This is a genomic window from Pseudomonas syringae, assembly GCF_021606685.1.
Taxonomy (GTDB): domain Bacteria; phylum Pseudomonadota; class Gammaproteobacteria; order Pseudomonadales; family Pseudomonadaceae; genus Aquipseudomonas; species Aquipseudomonas syringae_R.
The window spans coordinates 1-12,253 of record NZ_WKCB01000016.1 but is presented as its reverse complement, the minus strand read 5'-3'; the positions used below and the strand labels follow the sequence as shown (position 1 = coordinate 12,253).

Sequence of the window (12,253 nt, the reverse complement as noted above, 5' to 3'; positions counted from 1 at the left end):
CGAGGTCATTTCTTATTCTCCGCTTGCGGGTATATACCCGCTTGTATTTGAACAAACCCGCGCTCAGGCGAGTTCATCCAGCAAGGCCAACAAGGTTTCGCGTTTTTGCGCGCCGAGTTGATCGATCAATTTCTGTTGTGCCGCTTCCCACGCCGGCAATGCAGCGGCCAGTCGTTCCGCTCCCGCCTCGGTGAGCAACACCAAGCGATTGCGCAGGTCACTGCCCTCGACCAGTTCCACCAGCCCTTCGCACTCAAGCACCCGCAGGTTGCGCCCCAGGGTGCTGCGATCCAGGCCCATGGCGTCGGCCAGGCTGGAAATACTCGGCTGGTCGAGGCGCTGCAAGTTGCACAGTAAAGAATACTGGGCAACGTTGATCCCGAAGCCGTCGAGGGCGCCGTCGTAATGCCTGCTGACGCCACGGGCGGCACGTCGCAGGTTGGTGCATAAACATTGAGAGGCAAGCATGGAGCGTGTATATACCCGCGATTATGGAAATGCAAGAAAGTGTTACAGCGCCAGGCCGACCAATACCGCGACTTCCAACAACTCCAGCAAGGCGCCGGCGGTGTCACCGGTGGTGCCGCCGAGGCGGTTGATCATCAATTGGCGCAGCCCCATAAAGCACAGCGCAGCCAGCAACACGGCGACCCCACCACTGAAACCGCCGATGAGGATACAGGCCAGGCCGCTGAGGATCAGCACCTGCTGGCCGACGACTCTCGGTAAATGATCCGACAGTGCCTGGCCCAATCCGCCCGCACGCACATAGCGTGTGCTCAGAAACAACGCGAGCATCGACGCGCGCCCGATCAACGGCGCGAGGATCAGCGCCGCACTGTTGTGCTGCTCGATCAAGGCCACCAACGCAGTGAACTTGAGCAGCAACACCAGGCCCAGGGTCACCACCGCAATCGGCCCGCTGCGCGGGTCTTTCATGATGCTGAGGGTGCGCTCACGGTCGCCAAAGCCGCCCAGCCACGCATCGGCGCTGTCCGCCAGGCCGTCCAGATGCAGGCCGCCACTGAGCAACACCCAGGCCGTCAGCAGCAACGCGGCATGCAACAGCAAGGGTGCGCCCATCAATGCCGTGTTCAACGCCCACAACAGCAACCCGAACAGCAGGCCGACCAGCGGATAAAACAGCAGCGAGCGCCCCAGCTCTTGCGGCTGTGGCATCCCCGGCAGCCGAATCGGCAAGCTGCTGAGGAACTGCACGGCGATCCAGAACGGCAGCATGCTTACCCCACTTCCTTCAAGATGCCATTGGCCGCGACCTGCAAGCTGAACAGCGCACCGTGGCCGACTTCAACATTCAGCAGCTGCTCACGTGGCAACCCGCGCGCGCGCGCCAGCAGCAGGCGCATCACGCCACCGTGGCTGACCAGCAACACGCGCTCACCAGCATAGGCCTGATGCGCACGTGCGACAGCGCCCAGAACGCGCTCGGAAAATTCGCTGACCGGCTCACCCTCAGGCGGCGTAAAACTATACGGATCAGCCCAGAACAGGCCCAGCCCTTGGGCATCAGTCTCCATCAATGCCGCCGCGCTGTGCCCTTCCCAGGCGCCGAAATGCAGCTCTTGCAGATCCTTGTCGAGGCTGACCGGTACATTGAGTTGTGCGCCCAACTCGCGGGCGAACAACGCGCAACGTTGCAGCGGCGAACTGATCAAGCGATCCCACGGCCCGCGCGCCACCACGGCGGCGCGCATCTGCTCCCAGCCCGTGGCGGTGAGTGCGTCGTCCAGGCTGCCGCGCAGGCCGCCGCCCAGCTCGGTTTCGCCGTGGCGCAGCAGGTCAAGATGCAAGGTCATGCCTGGCGGTCTGCCACGGCGGCTTCGGCGAAGGTCGCCATCTGCCCGTGCAACGCACACGCCAGGCGCAGCAACGGCACCGCCAACGCCGCGCCGCTGCCCTCGCCCAGGCGCAGGCCGAGGTCCAGCAGCGGCTGTGCATCAAGGCTTTGCAGCACATGGCGGTGGCCAGGTTCGGCACCACGGTGCCCAAACACCAGCCACTCGCGACAGGCCGGGTTCAAGCGCGTAGCGACCAGCGCGGCAACGCTGCAGATAAACCCATCCACCAGCACCACGATGCCTTCCTGGGCACACGCCAGGTAGGCCCCGACCAATGCAGCGATTTCAAAACCACCGAGATTGAACAGGGTGTGCAAGGCATCGCCCCGCTGCTCGGCATGCAGCGCCAACGCGCGCTCGATCACCGCAACTTTGTGGCTGACGCCTTGCGCATTCAAGCCCGTGCCCGGCCCCGTGAGGTCGCTGACCTGACACTCGAGCAACGCACACGCCAGGGCGCTGGCGGCGGTGGTATTGCCGATGCCCATTTCGCCGCCGATAAACAATTGCGCGCCGCTTTCACGGGCGCGCAGCACGCTGTCGCGACCCGCCTGCAGCGCCAGTCGCCCCTGGGCGCCCGTCATGGCCGGGCCCTGTGCAAAGTTGGCAGTGCCCGCGCCGATATTCAGGTGGCGCACGCCCGGCAAATCCAGGGACGGGGTCACGGTGCCGAGGTCGATCACTTCCAACTGCGCATCCAACTGCCGTGCCAAAACACTGATGGCCGCACCGCCGGTCACAAAGTTGTGCAGCATCTGCCCGGTCACTTCCTGGGGATACGCCGACACACCCTCCGCCACCACCCCGTGGTCCCCGGCAAAAATCGCGATCCACAGCTGCTCCACCGACGGTTTGACCCGCCCCTGCAAGCCGGCCAAGTGCACCGCCAGCGTTTCCAGCTGGCCGAGCGACCCGGCTGGCTTGGTCAATTGCTGCTGGCGCGCCAGAGCTTCTTCGTACGCCGAGGCGTCCTTTGACTTACAAGGGTTGAGCCACCAGGAGTCAGTCATAACGCAGTACCTTTCAAAGTCAGGGGCAGGCCGGCAACTGTCAGGACAACACGCTGACACCGCTCGGCCAAAGCTTGATGCAGCCAACCGGCTTCATCCACATAGCGGCGAGTCAATTCGCCCAGCGGCACGACACCCAGACCGGTCTCGTTGCTGACAAAAATAATTTCACCCGGCAACTCGGCCAGGGTTTCAAGCAATTGATCGCGCTCCAAAGCGAGGCGATCGGCGTCTTCGACCATCAGCAAATTGGTGAGCCAGAGGGTCAGGCAATCCACCAGCAGACAGCGGTCGGCAGCAGCGTTTTCACGCAGCACACGCGCCAGCTCAAGAGGCTCTTCGATCAAACCCCAGTGCTCAGGGCGACGCTGGCGATGCAGCGCAACACGCTCGCTCATCTCGCCATCCAGCGGCTGGCTGGTGGCGATATAGATGACGGGCAAGCCACTCTCGCTGGCAAGCTTCTCGGCCAGACGGCTTTTGCCTGAACGGGCACCGCCGAGGATCAGTTGATACATGGAAAGCCACCCTTTTCGGCCTGCTGATCGTTTGAGACCGACGGCCTCGAATGTGGGAGCGGGCTTGCTCGCGAATACGATGGGCCAGGTAACACATCAGCGACCGACACACCGCCTTCGCGAGCAAGCCCGCTCCCACATTTGGGGTGTGGTGCGTCAGGTGAATAATGGTCGGCTCTCGGGCCGCCAGCGCAGGCAAGCCCGCTCCCACAAATAAGCAGATCGGCTTTGGATTTTGACCTCAGGCGCCCCGTCAAACCCCGCTGGCCGAACGCCGGCTTGAATCCGTGGGCAACCCGGCAGGACGCCGGGTTAGCCGCGCTGGGCCAAGGATGGCCCATCGCGGCGGCCCACGGATTCAAGCCGGAGTGAGGGCACACCGAGCCTGAGCGAGGTGCCGAGGGGTGGGGCGAAGACCTTTTGGTTACTTTTGGGTCTTTCCAAAAGTGACCCGCTGTAAGAGCGGAACCCTCAGCAGCCGTTACCGCAGCAACGGATATACACACCGACACACCGCCTTCGCGAGCAAGCCCGCTCCCACCTTTGGGGCGTGGTGCGTCAGCTGAATAGTGGTCGGCTCTCGGGCCGCCATCGCAGGCAAGCCCGCTCCCACAAATAAGCAGATCGGCTTTGGATTTTGATCTCAGGCGCCCCGTCAAACCCCGCTGGCCGAACGCAGGCTTGAATCCGTGGGCAACCCGGCAGGACGCCGGGTTAGCCGCGCTGGGCCAAGGATGGCCCATCGCGGCGGCCCACGGATTCAAGCCGGAGTGAGGGCACACCGAGCCTAGGCGAGGTGCCGAGGGGTGGGGCGAAGACCTTTTGGTTACTTTTGGGTCTTTCCAAAAGTGACCCGCTGTAAGAGCGGAACCCTCAGCAGCCGTTACCGCAGCAACGGATATGCCCACCGACACACCGCATTCGCGAGCAAGCTCGCTCCCACCTTTGGGGCGTGGTGCGTCAGTTAAATAGTGGTCGGCGCAGGCAAGCCCGCTCCCACAACGAGACCGCTGGCGCACAGTCAAATCCCACATAGCGTGCGCAACAAGCCGGTATCCAGATGGTTCTCGACCAGATCCGCCAACCGCTCGATATCGCGCTCGCGCAAGGCGTGGTAATCCACCTCCTGCACATCCTGCAGCCCAGCCCAACGCAGCAAAGCACTGCACGCCGCCGGCGTCTCAAACAACCCATGCAGGTAGGTCCCAAGAATCTGCCCATCGGCACTCAAAGCCCCATCACTGCGACCATCATCCAACTGCACCGCAGCCCGAGACAAACCATCGCCAGAGGTCACACCGGCATGAATCTCATAGCCGCTGACCTCGGCATTCTCGAGCAACAAACGCCCACGCACATTGCGCAGCTGCTTCTCTTCTTCCAGGGTCGTGCTGAACGTCAGCAGCCCCAGGCCCGCACTGGAACCGGCAGGACCTTCCAGGCCCAGCGGGTCATGCACCTGCTCGCCGAGCATCTGCAGCCCGCCACAAATCCCCAGCACCTTGCCGCCGTAGCGCAAATGCCGCGCCACAGCGGTGTCCCAGCCATTGGCACGCAGATACGCCAGGTCACTGCGCACGCTTTTGGAGCCGGGCAGGATAATCAGGTCGACCGCCGGGATCGGCTGGCCTGGCCCGACAAACTGCAAATCCACCTGGGGGTGCAGGCGCAAAGGGTCGAAATCCGTATGGTTGCTGATGCGCGGCAACACCGGCACCACCACCTTGAGTACCTGCGCCGCCTTGTCGATCTGGCGTTGGTCGATGCCGTCCTCGGCTTCCAGGTGCAGGTCCATCACGTAGGGCAGTACGCCCACCACCGGTTTGCCGGTGCGCGCTTGCAGCCAGTCCAGGCCTGGTTGCAGCAGTGCGATATCGCCGCGAAAGCGGTTGATGATGAAACCCTTGACCCGGGCCTGCTCGCTCGGCGACAGCAATTCCAGAGTGCCGACCAGATGGGCGAACACGCCGCCGCGATTGATATCGGCGATCAGCAGCACCGGGCAGTCCACCGCTTCGGCGAAGCCCATGTTGGCGATGTCGTTGGCGCGCAGATTGATCTCTGCAGGCGACCCCGCGCCCTCCACCATCACCACCGGATAGGCGTCGCTCAACCGCGCGTGGGAGGCGAGCACCGCCTGCATCGCAATGGCTTTGTAGTCGTGATAGGCCACCGCGTTCATGCTGGTCACGGCGCGACCATGGATGATCACTTGGGAGCCGGTGTCGCTGTTGGGTTTGAGCAGCACCGGGTTCATATCGGTATGGGGTGCCAGGTTGGCCGCCTGGGCCTGCACGGCCTGGGCGCGGCCGATCTCGCCACCCTCGGCGGTCACGGCGCTGTTGAGCGCCATGTTCTGTGGTTTGAACGGTGCCACCGCCACGCCCTGGCGTACCAGCCAGCGACACAACGCCGTCACCAGCGTACTTTTACCGGCATCGGAGGTGGTGCCTTGCACCATCAGCGTCGTCATACGGCTTCCTTGTAGGCGGCCAGGGCCGCGTCGAGGCGCAGCCAGTCCGTCTCGGTGTCGGGCAGGCCAAAGCGCAGGCTGCTGTCGTGGGCAAACAGGCGCAGCAGGATGCCGCGCTGGGCCATGAAGGCGTGCAGGCGTTCGGCGTGCGGGGTGATCAGCCATTGGAACAAGGCGCAGCCGCCCTGGGGCTGCAAGCCATGGCGCTCAAGCACGCTGTACAGGCGCTGGCCGGCCTCGAGGCAACGCGTACGTTGCCTCGCATGCCCGGCGGTGTCGCGCAGGCACACCTGGCCCAACACCCGCGTCGGCCCGCTGACCGCCCACGGCCCGACTTGCTCGGCGAGCAACTTGAGCAGCCTGCGTTCGGCCAGCACAAAGCCCAGCCGCACGCCGGCCAACCCGAAAAACTTGCCAAACGAGCGCAGCACGATCAGCCCAACCTGATGGGCCTGGCCCGCCAGGCTCAAGTGCGGGGTGACGTCCATGAACGCCTCATCCACCACCAGCCACCCCCCACGCTGGGCCAGGCGTGCGTGCCAGTCGAGCAGGCGTTGCGGGGTCAGGCTGAGGCCTGTGGGGTTGTTGGGATTGACCACCACCAGCACATCGAGGCTGTCGAGGAAGAAGTCGACTTCCTGCTCCTGCACTTCCCGCACCACATAACCCGCGCGGCGCCAGGCTTCGGCGTGCTCGGCGTAGCACGGCGACAACACGCCGACCTTGCCGGCCCGGCGCAGGCGCGGCAGCAGTTGGATCGCCGCCTGTGAACCGGGCACCGGCAGCAGATGCGCGGCGCCGTAGTAGTCGCTGGCGGCTTGCTCCAGGCCGTCATCGGTTTCGGGCAGACGCGCCCAGGCCCGCAACGGAATCTCGGGGATCGGCCATGGCCATGGCGCAAGGCCGCTGGACAGGTCGAGCCAATCGGCCTCGGCGATCCCGTACTGGAGCGCCGCCTTGCGCAGTCGACCACCGTGTTCAAGCATAGAATTGCGCCCCCGCACATAGGATCAGCAGCCACAACCATACGCCGCGCTGCACCAGTTGCCAGCCCCGGTCGATGGCGTCGGCGTCCGCTGGCGGGCCTTCGCCCAGTGGCGGGCGCTGATGCACTTCACCGTGGTAGATCGCGGCTCCGCCCAACTCTACGCCCAGGGCGCCTGCACCGGCAGCCATCACCGGGCCAGCGTTGGGGCTGTCCCAGGTCGGGCCCTGGGTGCGCCAGCACGAGAGCGCCAGCCGGGTCTTGCCCAGAACTGCGTAGGTCAAGGCCACCAGGCGGGCAGGAATGTAGTTCAGCACATCATCGATTTTTGCCGCAGCCCAGCCGAAGCGTTCAAAGCGTTCGTTGCGATAGCCCCACATGGCGTCGAGCGTGTTGCTCAGGCGGTAGAGCACCACGCCCGGCACGCCGGCGACCACAAACCAGAACAGCGCGGCAAACACCGCGTCGCTGCCGTTTTCCAGCACGGATTCGGTGGCGGCCCGGGCAACTTCAGTGCTGTCCAGCTCGCTGGTCTGGCGGCTGACCAGGTAGCTCACGCGCTTACGCGCTTCATCCAGGTCATCACTGCGCAATGCCTGGGCCACCGGGATCACATGTTCACCGAGGCTGCGCATGCCCAGCGCCAAGTACAGCGCGACGATCTCCAGCACCCAGCCGATATACGGCGCCCAAGACAAGGCGGTGGCCAGCAGGGTCAACGGCACCACTGCGATAACCCACGCGGTCACGCCATGGCTGCGCCAGCCCCGGCCACCGCTGTTGAAACGCTGCTCGATGCGCCCGGCGAATGTGCCGAACGCTACCAGCGGATGCCAGCGCCTGGGCTCGCCCAGCAGCGCATCCAGCGCCACCGCAGCGACACACAGCAAGGCCACACTCATTGACTTACTCCCCACACATTCTCATACAGCATGTCACTCAGCGGCCGTGGTTCGGTCCAGCCTTCGAGTTGCAACATCGGTGCCGGATAGAACTCGGCAACGGGCCCCAGGCACAACACGGCCAAGGGTTTGGCACCGGGCGGCAGGCCGAGCAGGCCGGCCAGGGCCTGGGGGTCGAACAGCGAAACCCAGCCCATGCCCAAGCCTTCGACGCGGGCCGCCAGCCACAAATTCTGGATCGCACAGGACAGCGAGGCCATGTCCATTTCCGGCAAGGTGCGCCGCCCGAAAATATGCCGCTCGCGATCATCCATCAGCGCCGCCACCAGCACTTCAGCGCAGTCATGGATGCCTTCAACCTTGAGTTTCATGAACGCATCAGAGCGCTCGCCCAAGGCTTCGGCGGTGCGCACGCGCTCCTCTTCCACCAACTGTTGAATCTGCCCACGCAACGCACGGTCGCTGATGCGGATAAAACGCCAAGGCTGCATCAAACCGACACTCGGCGCCTGGTGCGCGGCCTGGAGCAGGCGGTGGAGCAATTCGGGGGCGACAGTGCCGCCGCTGAAGTGGCGCATATCGCGGCGTTCGGCGATGGCGCGGTAGACGGCCTGGCGGTCGGCCTCGGGGAAGGCGTTGTCGGTCATGGCCTGTTCGCGGGCACGTCGAATCGTCGCTCCGCCCCTCCCACCGTTGACCGCGTTGAAACACCCTCCAATGTGGGCGCTGGCGTGCCTGCGATAGCGGCCTCAGGGCCCGGCGCGAAGAGCGCGGCCACCGCTGCCGGATTCGACGGAAAGTAAAAATGCACGTAGGAAGCGGTCATGCGTCCCTGCCGATACACCGCCTCGGCGCCGCGCCCACCATTGGGGCTCAGGCCACGGGCGATCGGCTGCCATTTGGTGCTGGTCAGGGAATGGTGATAGGTGTGCCCGCGCAACAGGCCTTCCGGCAGTTCGACATTTTGCAGGGCCAGCGCCGCCAGCTTCTTTTGCATCACGGCATCGCCCTGCAGCAAACCGACCAACTCGGCACGGGTGCCGTCGACGTCGGTCAGCGAATCGAGCAGGTACAACATGCCGCCGCACTCGGCGAGCAAGGGCTTGCCGGCGGCGTGATGGGCACGGATAGCGTTGAGCATCGAGGTGTTGTGTGCCAGCGCCAGGTGGTGCAACTCCGGGTAGCCACCGGGCAGATAGAGGCTGTCGGCGTCAGGCAGTTCGCGATCATGGATCGGCGAGAAGAAGCTCAGTTCGGCCCCCATCGCCCGCAGCAGGTCGAGGCTCGCGCCGTAGGTAAAGGCAAAGGCTTCGTCGCGGGCAACCGCAATGCGCACACCGGCCAGCAACGGCTCGGCCTCGATCACGTGAGGGGCGGCGAAGGTCACCGGCGGCGGCAGCGCGACTTCACAGCTGCTGCCCAGGGCTTGGGCGGCGGCGTCCAGGCGTACATCGAGGTCATTCAGCTCGCTGGCTTGCACCAGGCCGAGGTGACGGCTGGGCAGTTCGATCCCGGTTTCACGCGACAGCGCCCCGTACCAACGCAGGCCCTCGGTGAGGCTGCCTTCCAGCAATTGCGCGTGGCGCAGGGTGCCGACGCGGTTGGCCAGTACGCCGGCGAACGGCAGGTCCGGCTGATAACGCGCGAGGCCCAGTGCCAGGGCGCCAAAGGTTTGCGCCATGGCGGTGCCGTCGATCACCGCCAGCACCGGCACGCCGAAGTGCCGCGCCAGGTCGGCGCTGGACGGCGTGCCATCGAACAGGCCCATCACGCCTTCGATCAGGATCAGGTCGGCTTCACCCGCCGCTTCCCACAGCAGGCGGCGACTCTCCTGCTCGCCCACCATCCACATGTCCAACTGATAAACGGGCGCACCGCTGGCGCGCTCGTGGATCATCGGGTCGAGAAAATCCGGACCGCACTTGAACACGCGCACCTTGCGCCCCAGGTTGCGGTGCAAGCGAGCCAGCGCGGCGGTGACGGTGGTTTTGCCCTGGCCGGACGCCGGCGCGGCGATCAAGACAGCCGGGCAATGACGGGGCTGGTTCAAAGTTCGACGCCCTTCTGTGCCTTGATACCGGCCTGGAACGCGTGCTTGAGCATGCCCATTTCGGTGACGGTGTCGCCCATTTCGATCAATTCAGGCTTGGCTCCCCGGCCGGTGACCACCACGTGTTGCATCGGCGGGCGGGCTTGCAGGTCGCTAAGCACTTGGTCAAGGTCGAGGTAGCCATGCTTGAGGGCGATGTTCAGCTCATCCAGCACCACCAGGCCGATGCTCGGGTCTTGCAGCAGCTCGCGGGAAACCGCCCAGGCGGCCTCGGCGGCAGCGATGTCGCGTTGGCGGTCCTGGGTTTCCCAGGTAAAACCTTCGCCCATCACGTGAAAACGCACCTGCTCGGGGAACCGGCGGAAAAACAGCTCCTCACCGGTGCTGTTGCGGCCCTTGATGAACTGCACCACGCCGCACTGCATACCGTGGCCCATGGCCCGGGCGAGCATGCCGAACGCCGAGCTGCTCTTGCCTTTGCCGTTGCCGGTCAGCACCAGCAGCAAGCCGCATTCGTTGGGGGAGTTGGCGATGCGCTCGTCGATCACGGCTTTTTTGCGCAGCATGCGCGCCAGGTGGCGTTCGTCGCGGTCGGGGGTATCGGTCATGGCAGCTCTCCGTTGGGGCTGGACAAAAACGGCGGGCAGGAAAAGAAAAAACAGACAGCCAAGCATCGCCCACCGTGATGCTGTTGGATGCTCCAGGCCGGTCTCCGGGCTCATGAGTGGCGCGCCTGCTCTGGGTAGACACAGAGAGCACTGGCCGACGTTGCGCCTTCCCATATCGCGAGGCGATACAGTGGCAAAAGGCAGCGTCTTGACTCATTTACCGTTGCGGGGGCAGCGCCGGAATCGCGGCAGCACTGTGTACAAGTGCGCTCACTCACCGGCTTCCCTGTTTCACCCTGTCGACCCATGGGTCACAGAGCACCTGAAACAAGCCGCGAAGGTTAGTGGGTTGGCGGTGGAGCGTCAATTAAAGCTGGCCCCGGACTTGAACCATCGCACCGCCGCCCTCCTCTACCCCTACAGGTATCAAGGAGAACACCATGCACAAAACCAGACTCGCCCTACTCATCATGCTCGCCGGCACGCTCACTGCCTGCGGTGAAAGCTCTACCCTGCAAGTCGCCGATGGCACTGGGCCTTCGCCGCAATTGCCGGAGCCGAACAAGACGCTGATCCCCACCGTGAATATCGCCCCGGCCATCGGCTGGCCCGACGGCGCAAAACCAATCGCGGCCGCCGGCACCCAAGTGGCGGCATTCGCGCAAGACCTGGACCACCCGCGCTGGTTATACGTATTGCCCAATGGCGATGTACTGGTGGCCGAAACCAACGCACCGCCCAAGCCGGATGACGCCAAGGGCATTCGTGGCTGGGTCATGGAGAAGGTCATGGGCCGCGCTGGCGCCGCTGTGCCAAGCCCGAACCGCATCACGCTGCTACGCGACGCCGACCATGACGGCGTTGCCGAAACACGCACAGTGTTCCTAGAAAACCTCAACTCGCCGTTCGGCATGACACTGGTCGGTAACGACCTGTATGTGGCCGATTCGGACAAGCTGCTGCGCTTCCCCTATCAACCCGGTGAAACCACCATTAAACAAGCCGGCACCACCGTGGTCGACCTGCCGGGCGGCAGCATCAACCACCACTGGACCAAGAACGTGGTGGCAAGCAAAGACGGCAGCAAGCTTTACGTGAGCGTCGGCTCCAACAGCAACGTTGGCGAAAACGGCCTCGAGGCGGAAGAAGGTCGCGCAGCGATTTGGGAAGTCGATCGCGCCAGCGGCGAGCACCGCATCTTCGCGTCCGGCTTGCGCAACCCCAACGGCATGGCCTGGGAACCGCAAAGCGGCAAGCTGTGGACGGCGGTCAATGAGCGTGACGAAATCGGCAGCGACCTGGTGCCGGACTACATCACCTCGGTCAAGGATGGCGCGTTCTACGGCTGGCCGTTCAGCTATTACGGGCAGCACGTCGACGTGCGCGTGAACCCACAGAATCTCGACCTGGTGGCCAAGGCAATTGCGCCGGATTACGCGGTAGGCCCGCATACGGCGTCGCTGGGCCTGACATTCGCAGAGGGCAGCAAGCTTCCGGCGCAATTCAGCAACGGCGCGTTCATCGGCCAGCACGGTTCGTGGAACCGCAAGCCGCACAGTGGCTACAAGGTGATCTTCGTGCCGTTCGAGGGTGGGCAACCCAAGGGGCAGCCGGTGGATGTGCTGACCGGCTTCCTCGACAAGGACGAGAAAGCCATGGGCCGGCCGGTGGGCGTGGTGATTGATCAGCAGGGCGATTTGCTGGTGGCGGACGACGTAGGAAATAAGGTGTGGCGGGGGGGGGGGGGGGGAAGATAAATGTCCTAATAAAAACAAAAGAAAAAAATGGTGGGGGCGGGTGGCCGAGGGCGCGAGTGGCGAAAAAACGGAGCTGTGGTGTCACATCTCA

At 64.4% G+C, this 12,253-nt stretch carries 12 protein-coding genes and 1 riboswitch; of the genes, 1 reads left to right on the top strand and 11 read right to left on the bottom strand.

Translation table 11 applies throughout. The features are described 5' to 3' along the window. Positions 1 to 63: 63 nt before the first annotated feature. From GIW02_RS09030 to cobO, 11 genes are all read right to left on the bottom strand, one after another. The gene (locus GIW02_RS09030; RefSeq protein ID WP_236412137.1) at positions 64 to 468 is read right to left on the bottom strand and encodes a MarR family winged helix-turn-helix transcriptional regulator; all 405 of its coding nucleotides are present in this window, start codon (positions 466 to 468) and stop codon (positions 64 to 66) included. Between the two features lie 42 nt (positions 469 to 510). Then, a complete protein-coding gene (locus tag GIW02_RS09025) occupies positions 511 to 1,239 on the bottom strand; it encodes an adenosylcobinamide-GDP ribazoletransferase (protein WP_236412134.1) in 729 nt (242 codons plus the stop codon). 2 nt (positions 1,240 to 1,241) lie between these two features. Beyond that, positions 1,242 to 1,817 (bottom strand): alpha-ribazole phosphatase family protein, encoded by a 576-nt coding sequence (gene cobC / locus GIW02_RS09020; protein ID WP_236412132.1) that lies wholly within the window; start codon positions 1,815 to 1,817, stop codon positions 1,242 to 1,244. Continuing rightward, positions 1,814 to 2,869, bottom strand: coding sequence for a nicotinate-nucleotide--dimethylbenzimidazole phosphoribosyltransferase (cobT, locus tag GIW02_RS09015; protein WP_236421833.1), 1,056 nt, complete (start codon positions 2,867 to 2,869; stop codon positions 1,814 to 1,816). The genes cobC and cobT overlap by 4 nt, the downstream gene beginning before the upstream one ends. Next, complete coding sequence (cobU, locus tag GIW02_RS09010; protein WP_236421832.1) at positions 2,866 to 3,387, bottom strand: bifunctional adenosylcobinamide kinase/adenosylcobinamide-phosphate guanylyltransferase; 522 nt, start codon at positions 3,385 to 3,387, stop codon at positions 2,866 to 2,868. The genes cobT and cobU overlap by 4 nt, the downstream gene beginning before the upstream one ends. A 1,021-nt stretch (positions 3,388 to 4,408) precedes the next feature. Next, the gene (locus GIW02_RS09005; protein ID WP_236412243.1) at positions 4,409 to 5,860 is read right to left on the bottom strand and encodes a cobyric acid synthase; all 1,452 of its coding nucleotides are present in this window, start codon (positions 5,858 to 5,860) and stop codon (positions 4,409 to 4,411) included. Next, positions 5,857 to 6,846 (bottom strand): threonine-phosphate decarboxylase CobD, encoded by a 990-nt coding sequence (cobD, locus tag GIW02_RS09000; protein WP_236412252.1) that lies wholly within the window; start codon positions 6,844 to 6,846, stop codon positions 5,857 to 5,859. Before cobD ends, GIW02_RS09005 begins: the two co-directional genes overlap by 4 nt. Next, entirely contained in the window at positions 6,839 to 7,747 is a 909-nt protein-coding gene (cbiB, locus tag GIW02_RS08995) for an adenosylcobinamide-phosphate synthase CbiB (protein ID WP_236412254.1), read from the bottom strand. Before cbiB ends, cobD begins: the two co-directional genes overlap by 8 nt. Further along, positions 7,744 to 8,394, bottom strand: a complete 651-nt coding sequence (bluB, locus tag GIW02_RS08990) for a 5,6-dimethylbenzimidazole synthase (RefSeq protein ID WP_236412256.1) — start codon at positions 8,392 to 8,394, stop codon at positions 7,744 to 7,746. Before bluB ends, cbiB begins: the two co-directional genes overlap by 4 nt. After that, positions 8,391 to 9,797 carry a cobyrinate a,c-diamide synthase gene (locus tag GIW02_RS08985; protein WP_236412258.1) on the bottom strand — a complete coding sequence of 469 codons (1,407 nt, stop codon included), beginning with the start codon at positions 9,795 to 9,797 and terminating at the stop codon, positions 8,391 to 8,393. The genes bluB and GIW02_RS08985 overlap by 4 nt, the downstream gene beginning before the upstream one ends. Then, entirely contained in the window at positions 9,794 to 10,405 is a 612-nt protein-coding gene (gene cobO, locus GIW02_RS08980; protein ID WP_158876912.1) for a cob(I)yrinic acid a,c-diamide adenosyltransferase, read from the bottom strand. The genes GIW02_RS08985 and cobO overlap by 4 nt, the downstream gene beginning before the upstream one ends. 78 nt (positions 10,406 to 10,483) lie before the next feature. Next, positions 10,484 to 10,746, bottom strand: a riboswitch (cobalamin riboswitch). Between the two features lie 99 nt (positions 10,747 to 10,845). Between cobO and GIW02_RS08975 the strand changes: the two genes are divergently transcribed. Next, the gene (locus GIW02_RS08975; RefSeq protein WP_236421831.1) at positions 10,846 to 12,162 is read left to right on the top strand and encodes a PQQ-dependent sugar dehydrogenase; all 1,317 of its coding nucleotides are present in this window, start codon (positions 10,846 to 10,848) and stop codon (positions 12,160 to 12,162) included. Positions 12,163 to 12,253: the final 91 nt, after the last annotated feature.

What these genes read in the sequence shown, in the direction of transcription:
- bluB (WP_236412256.1), bottom strand. Translation starts at nt 8,394, where the DNA reads ATGACCGACAACGCCTTCCCCGAGGCCGACCGCCAGGCCGTCTACCGC.
- cobU (WP_236421832.1), bottom strand. Translation starts at nt 3,387, where the DNA reads ATGTATCAACTGATCCTCGGCGGTGCCCGTTCAGGCAAAAGCCGTCTG.
- cobD (WP_236412252.1), bottom strand. Translation starts at nt 6,846, where the DNA reads ATGCTTGAACACGGTGGTCGACTGCGCAAGGCGGCGCTCCAGTACGGG.
- cobO (WP_158876912.1), bottom strand. Translation starts at nt 10,405, where the DNA reads ATGACCGATACCCCCGACCGCGACGAACGCCACCTGGCGCGCATGCTG.
- GIW02_RS09030 (WP_236412137.1), bottom strand. Translation starts at nt 468, where the DNA reads ATGCTTGCCTCTCAATGTTTATGCACCAACCTGCGACGTGCCGCCCGT.
- GIW02_RS09005 (WP_236412243.1), bottom strand. Translation starts at nt 5,860, where the DNA reads ATGACGACGCTGATGGTGCAAGGCACCACCTCCGATGCCGGTAAAAGT.
- GIW02_RS08975 (WP_236421831.1), top strand. Translation starts at nt 10,846, where the DNA reads ATGCACAAAACCAGACTCGCCCTACTCATCATGCTCGCCGGCACGCTC.
- GIW02_RS09025 (WP_236412134.1), bottom strand. Translation starts at nt 1,239, where the DNA reads ATGCTGCCGTTCTGGATCGCCGTGCAGTTCCTCAGCAGCTTGCCGATT.
- cobT (WP_236421833.1), bottom strand. Translation starts at nt 2,869, where the DNA reads ATGACTGACTCCTGGTGGCTCAACCCTTGTAAGTCAAAGGACGCCTCG.
- cbiB (WP_236412254.1), bottom strand. Translation starts at nt 7,747, where the DNA reads ATGAGTGTGGCCTTGCTGTGTGTCGCTGCGGTGGCGCTGGATGCGCTG.
- cobC (WP_236412132.1), bottom strand. Translation starts at nt 1,817, where the DNA reads ATGACCTTGCATCTTGACCTGCTGCGCCACGGCGAAACCGAGCTGGGC.